The 16,865-nt window shown below is 62.1% G+C and carries 17 protein-coding genes; 10 read left to right on the top strand and 7 right to left on the bottom strand.

Annotated elements, in window-relative coordinates; genetic code table 11:
* The first annotated feature begins 66 nt into the window (after positions 1 to 66).
* From doeA to rfbA, 5 genes are all read left to right on the top strand, one after another.
* The gene (gene doeA, locus BUB53_RS11825) at positions 67 to 1,251 is read left to right on the top strand and encodes an ectoine hydrolase DoeA (protein ID WP_073034980.1); all 1,185 of its coding nucleotides are present in this window, start codon (positions 67 to 69) and stop codon (positions 1,249 to 1,251) included.
* Between the two features lie 216 nt (positions 1,252 to 1,467).
* A complete protein-coding gene (rfbC, locus tag BUB53_RS11830; RefSeq protein ID WP_073035122.1) occupies positions 1,468 to 2,034 on the top strand; it encodes a dTDP-4-dehydrorhamnose 3,5-epimerase in 567 nt (188 codons plus the stop codon).
* Positions 2,031 to 3,071, top strand: coding sequence for a dTDP-glucose 4,6-dehydratase (rfbB, locus tag BUB53_RS11835; RefSeq protein ID WP_073034981.1), 1,041 nt, complete (start codon positions 2,031 to 2,033; stop codon positions 3,069 to 3,071). Before rfbC ends, rfbB begins: the two co-directional genes overlap by 4 nt.
* A complete protein-coding gene (rfbD, locus tag BUB53_RS11840) occupies positions 3,068 to 3,925 on the top strand; it encodes a dTDP-4-dehydrorhamnose reductase (protein WP_073034982.1) in 858 nt (285 codons plus the stop codon). The genes rfbB and rfbD overlap by 4 nt, the downstream gene beginning before the upstream one ends.
* On the top strand, positions 3,922 to 4,794 hold the full coding sequence (gene rfbA, locus BUB53_RS11845) for a glucose-1-phosphate thymidylyltransferase RfbA (protein WP_073034983.1): 873 nt from the start codon (positions 3,922 to 3,924) through the stop codon (positions 4,792 to 4,794). The genes rfbD and rfbA overlap by 4 nt, the downstream gene beginning before the upstream one ends.
* Before the next feature lie 37 nt (positions 4,795 to 4,831).
* Here the strand turns inward: rfbA and BUB53_RS11850 are convergent, their stop codons facing one another.
* Complete coding sequence (locus BUB53_RS11850; protein ID WP_073034984.1) at positions 4,832 to 6,229, bottom strand: aspartate aminotransferase family protein; 1,398 nt, start codon at positions 6,227 to 6,229, stop codon at positions 4,832 to 4,834.
* Positions 6,230 to 6,323: 94 nt separating this feature from the next.
* A complete protein-coding gene (locus BUB53_RS11855; RefSeq protein ID WP_073034985.1) occupies positions 6,324 to 7,019 on the bottom strand; it encodes a GntR family transcriptional regulator in 696 nt (231 codons plus the stop codon).
* 148 nt (positions 7,020 to 7,167) lie between these two features.
* On the opposite strand from BUB53_RS11855, the gene BUB53_RS11860 reads away from it, so the two are divergent.
* The 5 genes from BUB53_RS11860 (at position 7,168) to BUB53_RS11880 (ending at position 12,550) form a co-directional block, all read left to right on the top strand.
* On the top strand, positions 7,168 to 8,253 hold the full coding sequence (locus BUB53_RS11860) for a polyamine ABC transporter substrate-binding protein (RefSeq protein WP_073034986.1): 1,086 nt from the start codon (positions 7,168 to 7,170) through the stop codon (positions 8,251 to 8,253).
* Positions 8,254 to 8,314: 61 nt separating this feature from the next.
* A complete protein-coding gene (locus tag BUB53_RS11865; protein ID WP_073034987.1) occupies positions 8,315 to 9,439 on the top strand; it encodes an ABC transporter ATP-binding protein in 1,125 nt (374 codons plus the stop codon).
* A gap of 3 nt (positions 9,440 to 9,442) precedes the next feature.
* On the top strand, positions 9,443 to 10,333 hold the full coding sequence (locus BUB53_RS11870; RefSeq protein ID WP_073034988.1) for an ABC transporter permease subunit: 891 nt from the start codon (positions 9,443 to 9,445) through the stop codon (positions 10,331 to 10,333).
* 79 nt (positions 10,334 to 10,412) lie between these two features.
* Positions 10,413 to 11,228 (top strand): ABC transporter permease, encoded by an 816-nt coding sequence (locus tag BUB53_RS11875; protein WP_073034989.1) that lies wholly within the window; start codon positions 10,413 to 10,415, stop codon positions 11,226 to 11,228.
* Positions 11,225 to 12,550: an NAD(P)/FAD-dependent oxidoreductase gene (locus BUB53_RS11880; RefSeq protein ID WP_073034990.1), complete on the top strand. Its 1,326-nt coding sequence runs from the start codon at positions 11,225 to 11,227 to the stop codon at positions 12,548 to 12,550. Before BUB53_RS11875 ends, BUB53_RS11880 begins: the two co-directional genes overlap by 4 nt.
* Positions 12,551 to 12,555: 5 nt before the next feature.
* On the opposite strand, the gene BUB53_RS11885 is transcribed toward BUB53_RS11880, so the two are convergent.
* From BUB53_RS11885 to BUB53_RS11905, 5 genes are all read right to left on the bottom strand, one after another.
* The gene (locus BUB53_RS11885; RefSeq protein ID WP_073035123.1) at positions 12,556 to 13,479 is read right to left on the bottom strand and encodes a DMT family transporter; all 924 of its coding nucleotides are present in this window, start codon (positions 13,477 to 13,479) and stop codon (positions 12,556 to 12,558) included.
* Between the two features lie 143 nt (positions 13,480 to 13,622).
* Positions 13,623 to 14,117: a peptide-methionine (S)-S-oxide reductase MsrA gene (gene msrA, locus BUB53_RS11890; RefSeq protein ID WP_073034991.1), complete on the bottom strand. Its 495-nt coding sequence runs from the start codon at positions 14,115 to 14,117 to the stop codon at positions 13,623 to 13,625.
* The gene (gene msrB, locus BUB53_RS11895; protein WP_073034992.1) at positions 14,114 to 14,563 is read right to left on the bottom strand and encodes a peptide-methionine (R)-S-oxide reductase MsrB; all 450 of its coding nucleotides are present in this window, start codon (positions 14,561 to 14,563) and stop codon (positions 14,114 to 14,116) included. Before msrB ends, msrA begins: the two co-directional genes overlap by 4 nt.
* A 62-nt stretch (positions 14,564 to 14,625) precedes the next feature.
* Complete coding sequence (gene tdh / locus BUB53_RS11900) at positions 14,626 to 15,654, bottom strand: L-threonine 3-dehydrogenase (RefSeq protein ID WP_200797802.1); 1,029 nt, start codon at positions 15,652 to 15,654, stop codon at positions 14,626 to 14,628.
* A gap of 8 nt (positions 15,655 to 15,662) precedes the next feature.
* Positions 15,663 to 16,859: a glycine C-acetyltransferase gene (locus tag BUB53_RS11905; RefSeq protein ID WP_073034994.1), complete on the bottom strand. Its 1,197-nt coding sequence runs from the start codon at positions 16,857 to 16,859 to the stop codon at positions 15,663 to 15,665.
* Positions 16,860 to 16,865 lie beyond the last annotated feature (6 nt).

Raw genomic sequence — 16,865 nt, forward strand, 5'->3', positions numbered from 1 at the left:
TTTCCTTGGGGCAGCCCCCATTTCAAGACCGTAAGGCAGAAAGGTCCGACTACAGCAGGAAACATCATGATCGAAAAGAACCTTCCCTTTTCCGATGCCGAATTCCAGCGCCGCCTGACCAAGACGCGCAACGCGATGGAGACCGCGGGCATCGACGTTTTGTTCGTTACCGACCCCTCGAACCAGAACTGGCTGACGGGCTATGACGGATGGTCGTTCTATGTGCATCAGGGGGTTGTCGTACTACCCGATGCCGATCCGGTCTGGTGGGGCCGCAATCAGGATGCCAATGGTGGGCGGCGCACCGTCTGGATGACCGATGACCGGGTCATGGGATACGCCGACAACTACGTTCAGTCCACCGAACGCCACCCCATGCAGGATCTGGCAGAGCGCCTGCGCGGCATGGGGATGCAGGACAAACGCATCGGCGTCGAGATGGACAATTACTATTTCTCGGCCAAGGCCTACGCGGTGCTTCAGGCCGAACTGCCTGACGCCACCTTCGTCGATGCCACGGCGCTGGTGAACTGGCAGCGGGCGGTCAAATCCGACGAGGAACTGGTCTTCATCCGCAAGGCCGCCGCAATTTCGGAAAAGATCATGGACGGCCTTCTGGACCGCGTCGAACCGGGCATTCCCAAGAACGAGGTCGTGGCCGAGATTCTCCGCGACGGCATTCGCGGCGTGGACGGCGCCTGGGGCGATTACCCGGCCATCGTACCGCTGTTGCCCTCGGGCTCGGACGCCGCCGCACCGCACCTCACATGGGACGGGCGCGACTTTGCCAGCGGTGAGGCGACTTTCTTCGAGATTTCAGGTTGTTACCGCCGCTATCACGCCCCGTTTTGCCGCACTCTCTTTCTGGGCAAACCGCCGCAGTTCATCCTTGATGCGGAAAACGCACTGGTCGAGGGGCTGGAGGCCGGGCTGGACGCCGCCCGCGCCGGCAACCGCGCCTGCGACATCGCCAATGCGCTGGCCGCGCCGCTGGAGCGGGCAGGTATCGAACGCGGCGCGCGCTGCGGCTATCCCATCGGCCTCAGCTATCCGCCCGACTGGGGCGAACGCACCGTCAGCCTGCGCGCCGAGGACGAAACCGTGCTGGAGCCGGGCATGACCTTCCACTTCATGCCGGGGCTGTGGATGTCCGACTGGGGTCTCGAGATCACCGAATCGGTGCTGATCACCGAGGACGGTCCGGCGGAAACCTTCTGCAACCGGCCCAGAAAGATGTTCGTCAAGGATTAAGCCGCGAATCGCCGCCAAAGCCCGGTTAACAAGGGAAAACCGGCTTCGGCACCGCGTCGGTATCATGTCGGTATCGCGTCGGTGCCGGGGTCGGCGGCATCCGTGGTAAACGGTGCGCACGCAAACAACACCACAATCCCCCGGTTCTGCCGGTGACATTCGCCTCACCGCTTGCTAAAGCCTTGATCCGTTGATCGATGCGAGGGAGTGCGTGTTTTGAAAGTCACTGAAACGAAACTGCCCGGTGTCCTGCTGTTGGAGCCGCGCCGCTTTGGCGACGAACGCGGCTTCTTCTCGGAAAGCTGGAACCGCAAGACCTTTCTGGACCACGGGATCGACATGGATTTCGTGCAGGACAATCATTCGCTGTCCGCCACCGTGGGCACCGTGCGCGGCCTGCATTTCCAGTCCCCGCCCCACGCACAGGCCAAGCTGGTGCGCTGCGGGCGCGGGCGGCTGTTCGACGTGGCGGTGGACATCCGCAAGGGCAGCCCCACCTTCGGGCAATGGGTGGGCTACGAACTCAGCTTCGAGAACGGTCTGCAACTGCTGATCCCCGCCGGATTCCTGCACGGGTTCGTCACGCGCGAACCCGATACCGAAATCATCTACAAATGCTCGGATTACTACGCGCCCGACTGCGACGGCGCGGTGCGCTTCGACGATCCCGACCTGGGTATCGACTGGGGCCTCGGCGGCGATCCCGTCCTGTCCGAAAAAGACGCCAACGCGCCGCTGATGGCCGATTTCGACAGCCCCTTCACCTACGGAGACACGGCATGAAGATTCTTGTGACGGGCGGTGCGGGGTTCATCGGGTCCGCCGTGGTGCGGCTGGCGGTGGCGCGCGGGCATCAGGTGATCAACCTCGATGCGCTGACCTACGCGGGGCGGCTGGAAAACGTGGCCGAGGTGGCCGACAGCCCGAACTACACCTTCGTGCAGGCCGATATCCGCGACCGCGCGGCCCTGACCCGCATTTTCGAAACTCACAACCCCGACGCGGTGATGCATCTGGCGGCTGAATCCCATGTGGACCGCTCGATCGACGGGCCCGGCGATTTCATCGAGACCAATATCACCGGCACCTACAACATGCTGGAAGCCGCCCGCGCCCAATGGGTGGCCAATGGCCGCCCCGAAACGTTCCGGTTTCACCATATCTCGACCGATGAAGTATACGGATCACTGGGCGATGAAGGGCTGTTCACCGAGGACACGCCCTATGACCCGCGCAGTCCCTATTCCGCCTCAAAGGCGTCCTCGGACCATCTGGTGCGGGCGTGGTTCCATACCTACGGGCTGCCCGTCGTGCTGACCAATTGCTCGAACAATTACGGCCCCTACCATTTCCCCGAAAAACTGATCCCCAAGGTCATCCTGAACGCGCTGCACGGCAAGGAGCTGCCGATTTACGGGCAGGGCCTGAACGTGCGCGACTGGCTTTTTGTCGAAGATCACGCCGACGCGCTGTTGCTGGCGGTGGAAAAGGGCACACCGGGGCGCAGCTATAACGTGGGCGGCCATAACGAACGGCGCAACATCGACCTCGTGCACGCGATCTGCGATATCCTCGACGCCAGGCGCCCGCGCGACAGCGGCAGCTATCGTGACCAGATCGCCTTTGTCACCGACCGGCCCGGCCACGATGCACGCTATGCCATCGACCCCGAGCGGATCATGAACGAACTGGGCTGGAAACCGTCTGTTACGGTGGAACAGGGTCTGGAAAAGACGGTGCAATGGTATCTGGACAACCCCGAATGGTGGCAGCCGCTGCTGGAGATTGACGGCGTCGGCACACGGGTGGGCAAGGCATGAGCCTGCTGATCTTCGGCAAAACCGGCCAGGTGGCCACCGAACTGGCGCGGCTGGCGCCCGAGGCCATCTTTCTGGGCCGCGATCAGGCCGACCTGAGCGATCCCGCCGCTTGCGCCGCCGCGATCAAGACCCATGCACCCGAGGCCGTGATCAACGCCGCCGCCTATACGGCAGTGGACCGCGCCGAAGAGGAAGAGGCCCTCGCCACCGTGATAAACGGCGAAACCCCCGGTGCGCTGGCCCGTGCCTGCACCGATCTGGGCATCCCTCTGGTGCATATCTCGACCGATTACGTGTTCGACGGGTCGGGTAGCGATCCGCGCGCAATAACAGACCCTGTTGCACCGCAAAACGCCTATGGTCGCAGCAAACTGGCTGGCGAGCAGGCGGTGGCGAAGGCCGGCGGCACCTATGGCATCCTGCGTACAAGCTGGGTGTTCTCGGCCCATGGCGGGAACTTCGTCAAAACCATGCTGCGCCTGTCGGACACCCGCGATGCGCTGAGCATCGTGAACGACCAGATCGGCGGGCCGACTCCCGCCGCCGACATCGCACGCGCCTGCCTGACCATGGCCGGACAGTTGCAGGCCGATCCCGATAAAACGGGCATCTATCACTTTTCCGGCGCACCCGATGTCAGTTGGAAAGACTTCGCCGAGGCGATATTCGAGCTTGCCGGGCGGTCCGTGACAGTCAGCGGGATACCCACCGCCGACTATCCCACCCCGGCTATACGTCCATTGAATTCGCGGCTGGATTGCGCTGCGACAGAGACTGTTTTCGGCATAGCCCGCCCCGATTGGCGCACGGGCCTGAAGGCGGTTTTGACAGACCTGGGAGTAACCAAAGCATGACCCAACGCAAAGGCATCATTCTGGCCGGCGGGTCCGGCACGCGGCTGTACCCGATCACCATGGGGATTTCGAAACAGTTGCTGCCGATCTACGACAAACCGATGATCTACTATCCGATCTCGGTGCTGATGCTGGCGGGTATCCGCGACATCGCCATGATCACCACGCCACAGGATCAGGCCCAGTTTCAGCGGATGCTGGGCGATGGCAGCCAGTGGGGCATTTCCCTGACCTATATCGTGCAGGAGTCGCCCGACGGGCTGGCGCAGGCCTATTTGCTGGCCGAGGATTTCCTGAACGGCGCGCCGTCGGCGATGGTTCTGGGCGACAACATCTTTTTCGGGCATGGCCTGTCCGAACTGCTGGCCGATGCCGACCGTCAAACCACCGGCGGCACGGTGTTCGGCTATCACGTCGCCGACCCCGAGCGCTATGGCGTGGTCAGCTTCGATTCCGAAGGCCGCGTCAAAGAAATCATCGAAAAGCCCGAGGTTCCGCCGTCGAACTATGCGGTCACGGGCCTTTATTTCCTCGATGGCGATGCGCCGAAACTGGCGCGCGAGGTCAAGCCCTCGGACCGGGGCGAGCTGGAAATCACCACCTTGCTGGAAATGTATCTCCACGCCGGTAAGCTGGAGGTCAAACGCATGGGCCGGGGCTATGCCTGGCTGGACACGGGCACCCATGCCAGCCTGCTCGACGCCGGTAATTTCGTGCGCACGCTGGAAAAACGGCAAGGGCTGCAAACCGGCTGTCTGGACGAGATCGCCTATGATCGTGGCTGGATCAGTGCCGAGGCCCTCGCCGAACGGGCCGAAATGTTCAGGAAAAACGACTATGGCCGCTATCTGAAAAGCCGCCTCAAATAAGAGGCGGCTTTCGTAGAGTCATGGATGTCGGGCGGGGTCAACTGACCGCCTTCATCAGCCCTTCGTCTTTCAGGCGGGCATGGGCCTGATCCAGCGACCTCCAGGCGCGTTCGATCATCGTGTCGATCTCGGGCTTCGTGATCACCAGAGGCGGCGAGATTACCATGCGATCCCCGACATGGCGCATCACCAGGTTGTTGCCGAAACACGCCTCGCGGCAGATCAGCCCCGCCGTTCCGGCATCGGCGGCAAACGCCGCGCGGCTGGATTTGTCGGGTGTCAGCGCGATCGAGCCCATCAGCCCGGCAATCTTGGCCTCGCCCACCAAGGGGTGATCTGTCAGCAAGTCCCATTTCTCTTTCAGATAGGGCGCTGTTTCGGCCCCGGCACGGTCGACGATGCCCTCTTCTTCCAGAATGCGCAGGTTTTCCAGCGCCACGGCGCACGACACCGGATGCCCCGAATAGGTATAGCCATGCGCGAACTCGCAATCGTTCATCACCTCGGCCACCTCGTCACATACCAGTGACCCGCCAATCGGCGCATAGCCCGAGCTGAGCCCCTTGGCGATGGTCATGATATGCGGGCGGATATTGTAGGTTTGCGACCCGAACCAGTTGCCCGTCCGGCCAAATCCGCAGATCACCTCGTCGGCGATCAGCAGGATCTCGTACGTGTCGCAGATCCGCTGGATTTCCGGCCAATAGGTCTCGGGCGGAACAATCACGCCGCCCGCGCCCTGCACCGGCTCGGCGATGAAGGCCGCGACCTTGTCTTCGCCCAACTCGTGAATCGCCTCTTCCAGTTCCCGCGCACGGGCAAGGCCGAACTCTTCGGGCGACATGTCGCCGCCCTCGGCCCACCAGTGGGGCTGATTGATGTGGTGAATATCCGGGATCGGCAGGCCGCCCTGCGCATGCATCCCCGACATCCCGCCAAGGCTGGCACTGCCCACGCTGGAGCCGTGATAGGCGTTCTTGCGGCTGATGACGATTTTCTTGTCGGGCTTGCCCTTCTGCGCCCAATAGGTGCGCACCATACGCAGGTTCGTATCGTTCGCTTCAGACCCTGATCCGGCGTAAAATACATGATTCAGGTCATGCGGCGCCAGTTTGGCCAGCTTGTCGGCCAGTGCGATGGCGGGCACATGGGTCGTCATGAAGAAGGTGTTGTAATAGGGCAGTTCCTTCATCTGGCGCGCGGCGGCCTCGGCCAGTTCATCCCGGCCATAGCCGATATTCACGCACCACAGCCCGGCCATGGCATCCAGGATGTCATTGCCTTCGCTGTCGGTCAGGGTCACACCCTTGGCGCGGGTGATCACCCGCGCGCCGCGCCCGGCCAGTTCGTTGCCGTTGGTAAACGGGTGCATATGGTGCGCGGCATCCAGCGCCTGCAATTCCGCCGTGGGCATGTGATTTGAAATCAGCGTCATGACTTAACCTTTCAAGAGCAAGAGGACACGGCGCCGCCCGGCGGCCCGTCTGTTCTTTGCCAGAATATGATCAAATTATTCGCTGTCAATCGAATCAGTTCGATACCGCCGGGGCGTCGAAAGATTGCCGTACCTGCTCCATTCCCTGGATCACATCCTCGCGGATCGCCCGCGCCGCGCCTTCCGCATCCTTCGCGCGCATCGCCTCCAACAGGTCCTTGTGCTTGTCCGGCAGGTTCTGAGTCCCGAGCCGCCCACAGACCACCCGCAGCGACGGGCCGAACCGCAACCACAACCCATCGGCCAGATCGGCCAGGATCGGGGCCTCGGCCAACTCGTACAGGCGCTTGTGAAACCGGTAGTTCAGCTCCAGATATCCGCGCAAATCGCCCGCCGAAATCGACCGGTCCAGCGCCTCGTCCAGGGCCGTCAGCTCCTCCAGGTCGTCGGGGGTCGCGCGCTCGGTGGCGCGCAGGCTCAGATGTGGGTCAAGCCATTGTCGTGCAAGGATTAATTCGCTGATATTATCGGCGTTCAGAAGCGGCACAGAGACCCGGCGATTGCCCTGAAACTCCAGCGCCCCCTCGGCAATCAGGCGGCGGATCGCCTCGCGCACCGGGGTCATGCCCGCGCCCAGCCGTTCAGTCAGGCCCTGAATGGTCACCGCCTGCCCCGGCGCCAGATCGCCGTACAGCACCAGATCGCGCAACTGCCGATAGATCACCTCATGCGCCGGCAGACGCCCTCTGGCAGTGGCGGATTCGGTTAATTTTCCGGCAGCCTTGTTCATGTCCGGGGCCTCCAGTCGCCCTGTCCTCATAACTGATCTTGCGAGTTTAACGGCTGCGTGAAAACATTGCCATATTGCCATGAGCGGAATTTTTTGATCAAATCCGCAGACAAGGCAAAACAACTTGCCGAACCAACGGGAGACCACAATGCGCAAGCTGATTCTGACAACCACCGCAACGATTGCCCTCGGCGCTGTATCCGCCAGCGCAGAAGAGGTGCGGGTCTACAACTGGTCCGACTACATCGACGAGGAACTGCTGACCAGGTTCGAGGAAGAAACCGGACTGGACCTGATCTATGACGTGTTCGACAGCAACGAGGTTCTGGAAACCAAGATGCTGGCCGGTGGCTCGGGCTATGATGTCGTGGTCCCCACCGGAACCTTCCTGCAACGCCAGATCAGTGCCGGTGCATTCCAGAAACTGGACCCGGCCAAGCTGCCCAATCTCGACAACATGTGGGACGTGGTCGAACAGCGCACCGCGCAATACGATCCCGACAACGCCTATTCGATCAACTACATGTGGGGCACCACCGGAATCGGCGTGAATGTCGGCAAGGTCACCGAATTGCTGGGCGAAGATGCCCCGGTCGACAGCCTGGACCTGATCTTCAACCCGGAAAACATGGAAAAGCTGGCCGGGTGCGGCGTGCATTTCCTGGACGCCCCGGCCGAGATGATCCCCGCAGCGCTCAAATATATCGGTGAAGACCCCGACAGCCACGATCCCGACGTGATCGCCAGGGTCGAAGAGGTCTATGCCCCGATCCGCCCCTATATCCAGAAGTTCCACAGCAGCGAATACATCAACGCGCTGGCCAATGGCGATATCTGTGTGGCCGTGGGCTGGTCGGGCGACATCCTTCAGGCGCGGGACCGCGCGGACGAGGCCGGTAACGGTGTCGAAATCGCCTATAACGCCCCAAAGGAAGGCGCGCAGATGTGGTTTGACCAGATGGCCATTCCCACCGATGCGCCCAACCCCGATGGCGCGCACAAGTTCCTGAACTTCATCATGGACGCGCAAAACATGGCCGCCGCGTCGAACTATGTGTATTACGCCAACGGCAACAAGGCTTCGCAGGAATACCTGATCGAGGATGTGATCGACGATCCAGCGATCTATCCGTCGCAAGAGGCGATGGACAACCTGTTCACGACCACGCCCTACCCGGCAAAGGTTCAGCGCGTCGTGACGCGTCTGTGGACCAAGATCAAATCGGGCACCTGACGCCCTTTTACGGCCCGCGCAACGCATTTGCGCGGGCCATTTTCTGACAGGTGGGACAGGTATGACTCAAACCGTATTCGAGCCGTGGAACGACCCGAACGAAAAACCGCTGATCCAGTTCAGGGGTGTCACCAAACGGTTCGGCGATTTCACCGCCATCGACAATCAGACATTCGACATTTTCGAACGTGAGTTCTTTGCCCTGCTCGGCCCTTCGGGCTGTGGCAAGACCACGATGATGCGCATGCTGGCAGGGTTCGAAACGCCCACCGAAGGCACAATCCTGCTGGCCGGGCAGGATATCGCGCCGATCCCTCCCAACAAACGCGCCGTGAACATGATGTTCCAGTCTTATGCGCTGTTCCCGCACCTGTCGGTCTGGGACAACATCGCCTTCGGCCTGAAACGCGACGGCATGGCCCGCGACGCCATCGGCGATCGTGTCGCCGAGATGCTGAAACTCACCCGGCTGGAGAAATTCGCCAGGCGCAAACCCCACCAGATTTCCGGCGGTCAGCGGCAGCGCGTGGCGCTGGCCCGCAGCCTTGCCAAGGCGCCCAAGCTGCTGTTGCTCGACGAACCCCTGGGCGCGCTCGATGCCAAGCTGCGCCAGGATACCCAGTTCGAACTGATGGACATTCAGGAAAAGACCGGCACCACCTTCGTGATCGTCACCCACGATCAGGAAGAGGCGATGACCGTCGCCAGCCGCGTCGCGGTGATGGATCACGGGCAGATCATTCAGGCCGACACCCCCGCGCGCATCTACGAGACCCCCAATTCCGTCTACGTGGCCGATTTCATCGGCGATGTAACCATCATCGAAGGCACCGCCACCCGGGACGGCGCGGGATACCGGATCGACTTTGCCGAAGGACAGCCCGCCCTCTATGCCGAAACCGATATCGCGCTGACCGACGGACAGCGCGCCTATCTGGCGATCCGGCCTGAAAAAGTCTCTATCACGGCGGAAAAGCCCGAAGACAAACGCAACGCGCTGCGCGGCAAGATCCTCGATATCGCCTATCTGGGCAATCTGTCGACCTATCACGTCGAATTGCCGAAGGGTCAGATCGTGCGCGCCCAGACGGCCAACACACGCCGCCTGTCGCGCCGCTCTTTCACATGGGAGGACGAGGTCTGGCTCAGCTGGACCGACACCGCCGCCGTCCTGCTGGAGCGCTGAACGATGCGGCGCGCAACTCTCATCCTCGTTCCCTACCTGTGGCTTCTGGCGCTGTTCCTGGTGCCTTTCGTGATCGTCCTGAAAATCAGCCTCAGCGACACGGCCCTGGCCATCCCGCCCTACACCCCCACGCTGGATTTCGGTGCAGGCTGGCAGGGCATCAGGGATTTCTTCTCACAGCTCGATCTTGAGAACTTCTGGTTCCTGAGCACCGACGACCTCTACTGGAAGGCCTACCTGTCCTCGGTCAAGATCGCGGCCATCGCCACCTTCCTGACCCTGCTGGCGGGCTATCCCATCGCCTACGGCATGGCCAACGCCCCCGATCACTGGCGGCCCACGCTGATGCTGCTGGTGATCCTGCCCTTCTGGACCAGCTTCCTGATCCGCGTCTATTCGTGGATGGGGATTCTTTCGGGCGAAGGCTATCTGAACCAGTTCCTGATGTGGACAGGTCTGATTTCCCAACCGCTGACCATCCTCAACACACCCATCGCGGTCTATATCGGCATCGTCTACACCTACCTGCCCTTCATGATCCTGCCCATCTATGCCGCGCTCGAACGCATGGATGCCTCCCTGCTGGAGGCTGCCGAGGATCTGGGCTGTTCGCGGTTCAAGGCCTTCTGGCTGATCACCATTCCGCTGTCCAGGAACGGCATCATCGCGGGCTGTTTCCTTGTATTCATCCCGACCATCGGTGAATTCGTGATTCCCTCGCTTCTGGGCGGATCGCGCACCCTGATGATCGGCAAGGTGCTGTGGGAGGAATTCTTCAACAACCGCGACTGGCCGGTGGCCAGCGCCGTGGCGGTGATCCTGCTGCTGATCCTGATCGTCCCGATCATCCTGTTCCAGCGCAACGAGCAGAAACAGCGGGAGGCCGAAGGATGAGAACCGTCGAGCACCTGAAATCTTCAAAAGATTTCAGCCCGATGTCTTTTCAGGACATCGTCACCCGGAGGGCGTGCGCATGAGACGCTTCACCTGGTTCAACGCCACATCGCTGACCCTCGGCTTTGCGTTCCTCTACCTGCCGATGGTCCTGCTGATCATCTACAGCTTCAATGAGTCCAAGCTGGTCACGGTCTGGGCGGGATTTTCCACCAAATGGTACGGCGAACTCCTGCGGAACGAGGCATTTCTGGACGCCGCATGGGTCACGCTTCAGGTGGCCTTTGTCAGTTCCACCATCGCCACGGTCCTTGGCACCATGGCGGCCTATGTCATGGTCCGCGCGGGCCGTTTCGCGGGGCGTACCCTGTTTTCCGGCATGATCTACGCACCGCTTGTCATGCCCGAGGTGATCACCGGCCTGTCACTGCTGCTGTTGTTCATCGGCATCGGGCTGGACCGCGGGGTATTCACCATCATCCTCGCCCATACGACCTTTTCGATGTGCTACGTCTCGGTCGTGGTGTCCTCTCGGCTGGTCAGCTTTGACCGTTCACTGGAAGAGGCCGCGCTCGATCTGGGCTGTTCGCCGATGCAGGCGTTTCGCCTTGTCACCCTGCCCATCATCGCGCCTGCGGTGATTTCCGGCTGGCTGCTGGCCTTTACCCTGTCGCTGGACGATCTGGTGATCGCATCCTTTACCGCCGGTCCGTCGGCCACCACCCTGCCGATCAAGATCTGGTCGTCGATCCGCCTGGGCGTCAGCCCCGAGATCAACGCATTGTCCACGCTGATGATCGCCGTGGTCGCCGTTGGGGTCATCACCGCCTCGATCGTGACGAAACGTGCGGCCCTGCGGCAACAGGCAGATCAACGCGCCGCCGAACGCGCATGAAACACGTCTTTCCCGAGCACACCTATGGCGATGCGCCCCGTGCGCAGTGCTATTGGGGCGATACGGTGTCCGATCCCGGCTATCCTGCCGCCTCGGGGCAGATCACCTGCGATATCGCGGTGATCGGCGCGGGCTTTACCGGCCTTTCCGCCGCCTTGCATCTGGCCGAATCCGGGGCCGATGTAGCCGTATTAGAGACGAATACACCCGGCTGGGGCGCCTCGGGGCGCAATGGCGGATTCTGCTGTCTTGGCGGGTTCGGGGCCCCCGACCCGGTGATCGCCAAGCTGCACGGCGAAAACGCCCGCGCCGAGGCCCGCCGCGCCGAAATGGCCGCCGTCGAAACCGCCGCCGATCTGATCGAGCGCCACGATTTGCAGGTCAACCGCCACTCGGACGGCGAAACCGTCATGGGCTTCACCCCCAGATCGCTGGCCGGGTTCGAAGCCGAGTCGAAACGGATCGAGGTCGATCTCGGCATCACGCCACAAATCATCCCGAACGAAGATCTGGCACAGCACGGCATGACCGGCCCGTTCCACTGCGGCATGAGTATTCCGGTGGGGTTCGCCCTGAACCCGGCCAAATACGCGCTTGGCCTCGCACAGGCGGCCAGCACGCAGGGCGCGCGTATCTTTTCGCGCTCACCCGTGCAGCGGATCGACCACGGCAATCGCTTTACCCTGCATACGGATAGCGCCCGGATCACCGCCAAACGCCTGATCGTAGCAACCAACGGCTATTCCTCGGACGACCTGCCGCGCTGGATGCGGGCGCGATACCTGCCTGCGCAATCCAATGTGCTGGTCACCCGCACCCTGTCGGACGAAGAGATCGCCGAACAGGGCTGGTCCAGCCACCAGATGGCCTATGACGAACGGTTCTTCCTGCATTATTTCCGCCTGATGCCCAACCGGCGCTTCCTGTTCGGGATGCGTGGCGGGTTGTTCAGCTCCCCGGCACAGGATGCCCGCATGCACCGCACGATCCGCAGCCATTTCGAGCGGATGTTCCCCGCCTGGGCGCATGTCGATACCCCCTATAGCTGGAACGGGTTGCTCAGCCTGTCGCGCGACATGACCCCCTATGCCGGCCCGATCCCCGAAATGCCGGGGGCCTTCACCGCGCTCAGCTATCAGGGCAACGGCGTGGCGATGGCCAGCCACGCGGGGGCGATCCTTGCCGATCTGGTACAGGACAAGACACCAAGCCGCGCCTATCCGTCCATCCTGCGCAAACCGCCCCGGCGCTTTCCCCTGGGCCGTTTCCGGCGCGCATGGCTTTGGCCGCCCTACGCGGTGGCTGCATTGACCGGCGGGTAACAGGCTTAGCCCTGCGGGGTACGCAATGCACGGGCCTGCCCACGCTTCAGGCCCAGATGACGCTCGCGCAGGATGATGATGATCCCCGCCGCAATCACCAACACCGCACCCAGCAACATCGGCCCGGTCGGCACCTCGTCGAAAATCACGTACCCGATCGCCAGCGCGAACAGCATCGACGCATAATCGAACGGCGCCACCACACTGGCATCGGCAAAGCGATAGGCCGAAGTCAGGAAAATCTGCGCGATGCCGCCGATCAGCCCCGCGAGGATCAGATAAACAGTCTCTGTTCCGCCCGGAATCGTCCAGCCAAAGGGAATCGTCAGCAACGACAGCAAGGTCGAGGTGGCCGAGAAATAGAACACGATGGCACTGGTTTGCTCGGTCGCCACCAGCTTGCGGATATAGATCTGCGCCAGCGCCGCACAGGTGGCCCCCATCAGAACCATCACCGCGCCCACGGCCTGCGTGGTCTGCACCGTTTCGCCCGTCAGCGTGCTCAGGCGCGGGGCCAGCACGATCAGAACCCCCACCAGCCCCAGCGCGACCGCCCCGATCCGGAACAGGCCCACCCGCTCGTCCAGGAACATCGCCGCGAACACTACCGTCAGCAGCGGCGCGGTATAGCCCAGCGCCGTGACCTCGGGCAGCGGCAGCAGGCCAAGACCGGCAAACATCAGCCCCATCGCCGCCGTGCCCACGAACCCGCGCCAGAAATGCCCCATCGGCGACGTCACCCGCAGCCCCGTGCGCAGATCGCCGCGCACCGCCAGCCATGTCAAAATCACCGGAATCGCGAACAACGAGCGGAAAAACACCGCCTGGCCCGGCGGCACGGCATCCGACGCCGCCTTGATCAGCGAGGACATGACCACGAACAGGATCACGGAACAAAGTTTGAGGGCAATCCCCTTGAATGGGCTCATCTGCGCGTTTCCTTCCACGCGCATGATTGCGGCGACCCGGCAGAGAAATCAATCCGCTTGCACCACAATCCACCCTTCAACGAGGCGCATAGCTGATCCCGGTCAGGCAGAAACAGTCACTATTCCAGCCTGAACAGACAATCTCAGCTTTCCGGCAACACCCAGTCCGGGCGCGGAAAATGGCAGGTATAGCCCTGCGGAAAGCGTTCCAGATAATCCTGATGCTCGGGCTCGGCCTCCCAGAAATCGCCGACGGGCTCGACCTCGGTCACCACTTTTCCGGGCCAGCGTCCCGAGGCTTCGACATCGGCGATGGTCTTCAACGCCATCTCCTTCTGCGCCTCGTCCACATAGTAAATCGCCGAACGATAGGACATGCCCATATCGTTCCCCTGCCGGTTCAGTGTCGTCGGATCGTGGATCTGGAAAAACACCTCCAGCAACTTGCGATAGCTGATCCTGCCGGGATCGAAGATGATCTCGATCCCCTCGGCATGGGTGCCGTGATTGCGATAGGTGGCGTTGGGCACATCCCCGCCGGTATAGCCGACACGGGTGGAAATCACCCCGTCCAGCTTGCGGATCAGGTCCTGCATTCCCCAGAAACAGCCCCCCGCCAGTACGGCACGTTCGCTCATGTCACGTCCTCCACCTGATCCAGGTAATCGCCATAGCCCTCAGCCTCCATGTCGTCGCGATGGATGAACCGCAGGCTGGCCGAATTGATGCAATAGCGCAAACCGCCCCGGTCCTGCGGCCCGTCGGGAAACACATGCCCCAGATGGCTGTCGCCATGGGTGCTGCGCACCTCGGTGCGGACCATGCCGTGACTGTCATCGCGCAGCTCGTTGATATGCGCAGGCTCGATCGGCTTGGTGAAACTGGGCCAGCCACAGCCCGATTCATACTTGTCCGAGGACGCAAACAGCGGCTCCCCCGAGACAATATCCACGTAAATCCCCGGCTCCTTATTCTCCAGATACCGGCCCGTGCCGGGCCGCTCGGTCCCGCTTTCCTGCGTGACCCAGTATTGCTCCGGGTCCAGGGCGGCGATTGCATCGGGGTCTTTGGTATACCTGGTCATTCTCACGCTCCTGTTCCTGTCCCTTCAAAAGATGGGGCAAAGGACGACCGATGAAAGGGGGCTCACCCCTCCCAGTCCATCACAACCTTGCCAGAATTGCCCGAAATCATCGCCGCGAACCCCTGCTCGAACGCGTCGATATGAATCCGATGCGTGATCAGGCCCGACACGTCCAGCCCCGACTGCACCAGCGCGATCATCTTGTACCATGTCTCGTACATCTCGCGGCCATAGATGCCCTTGATCTGAAGCATCTTGAAAATCACCGTGTTCCAGTCCACCGGGAATTCCGTCGGCGCGATCCCGAGCAGGGCCAGCTTGCCGCCATTGTTCATCCGCGCGATCATCTGCTGCATCGCCGGGGCCGCGCCCGACATTTCCAGCCCCACGTCGAACCCTTCGGTCATGCCGATCTCGTCCATCACGTCGCGCAGGGTCTCGTTGCCCACATCCACGACATGCTGCACCCCCATCCGGCGCGCCAGATCCAGCCGATAGGGGTTGATATCGGTGATCACCACCTTGCGCGCGCCCACCTTCTGGGCCACCAGCGCGCCCATGATCCCGATTGGCCCGGCACCCGTCACCAACACATCCTCACCCACCAGATCAAAGCTCAGCGCAGTATGCACCGCATTGCCCAGCGGATCGAAAATCGCGGCGATCTCGTCGGGGATGTCCTCGGGGATCGGCACCACGTTACTTTCGGGGATGCACAGGTACTCGGCAAAGGCGCCGGGGCGGTTCACCCCCACGCCCTTTGTATTGCGGCACAGATGCCCCCGCCCGGCGCGGCAATTCCGGCAGGTTCCGCACACGATATGCCCCTCGCCCGATACACGCTGCCCGATACGATAGGTCCGCGCCGCCGCACCCATATCCACGATCTCACCGACGAATTCATGCCCCACGACCATCGGCACCGGCACCGTTTTCGCGCTGAATTCGTCCCACTTCCAGATATGCACGTCGGTGCCGCAAATCGCGGTTTTCTTTATCTTGATCAGCACGTCGTTCGGCCCCGGTTCGGGCACCGGAACGTTCTGCATCCACAGCCCCTCTTCGGGCCGCGCCTTGACCAGCGCCTTCATCTCGTTCGTCATCGGATCACCCCCAGATCACGACCGACCGTTTCAAAGGCATCAATCGCCCGGTCCAGCATCGCGCGATCATGCGCCGCGCTCATCTGGGTGCGGATGCGGTCCTGATCCTTCGGCACCACCGGAAAGCTGAAAGCAGAGACAAACACACCGTGATCGTCCAGTTTCGCCGCCATCGCCTGCGCCAGTTTAGGGTCGCGCAACATCACCGGAATGATCGCATGATCGCCGGGCAACAGTTCGAACCCCAGCGCGCCCATACGTTCACGAAAATAGGCCGCGTTGTCCCAGATACGGGCGCGGCGTTCGGCCCCGTCCTCCATCATCCCGAACACCTTCAGCGAGGCCGCCGCGATCACCGGCGCCAGCGTGTTGGAAAACAGATAGGGGCGCGAGCGCTGCCGCAGCCAGTCCACCACCGGCCCGCTGGCCACCGTATACCCGCCCGAGGCCCCGCCCAGTGCCTTGCCCAGCGTCCCGGTCAGAATATCCACCCGGTCCATGACCCCGAACTTTTCCGGCGTACCCCGGCCCGTATCGCCCACGAACCCCGTGGCATGGCAATCATCCACCATCACCATCGCATCGTAACGATCCGCCAGATCGCAAATCTCGTCCAGTTTCGCGTAATAGCCATCCATCGAAAACACACCATCCGTGGCGATCAGGCGATGCCGCGCCCCCTGCGCGGCCTGCAAACACTGCTCCAGATCGGCCATATCGGAATTGGCGTACCGATGCCGCTGCGCCTTGCACAGGCGCACGCCGTCGATGATGCTGGCATGGTTCAGCGCATCGGAAATGATCGCGTCCTCGGGGCCGAGAATCGTCTCGAACAAACCGGCATTCGCGTCAAAACAGCTTGGATACAGGATGCAATCCTCTTTCCCCAGAAACCGCGCGATCACGCCTTCCAGCGCCTTGTGCTCTTCCTGCGTCCCGCAAATGAAGCGCACGCTCGCCATACCGAACCCGTACCGGTCCAGCGCCTCATGCGCGGCGGCGGTGATCTCGGGATTGTCGGCAAGCCCCAGATAGTTGTTGGCGCACAGGTTGATCACCTCGCGCCCGCCCTCCAGCATAACCTTCCCCGCCTGTTTGCTGGTGATCACCCGTTCGGATTTATACAACCCCTCGTCGCGCAGCCCTTCAAGGCGTCCGGCAATATCCTCGTCAAAACGGTCTCTTGCACTCATCTGCCT

Source organism: Roseovarius pacificus (assembly GCF_900142665.1).
In the GTDB taxonomy this organism is placed as follows: Bacteria; Pseudomonadota; Alphaproteobacteria; order Rhodobacterales; family Rhodobacteraceae; genus Roseovarius; species Roseovarius pacificus.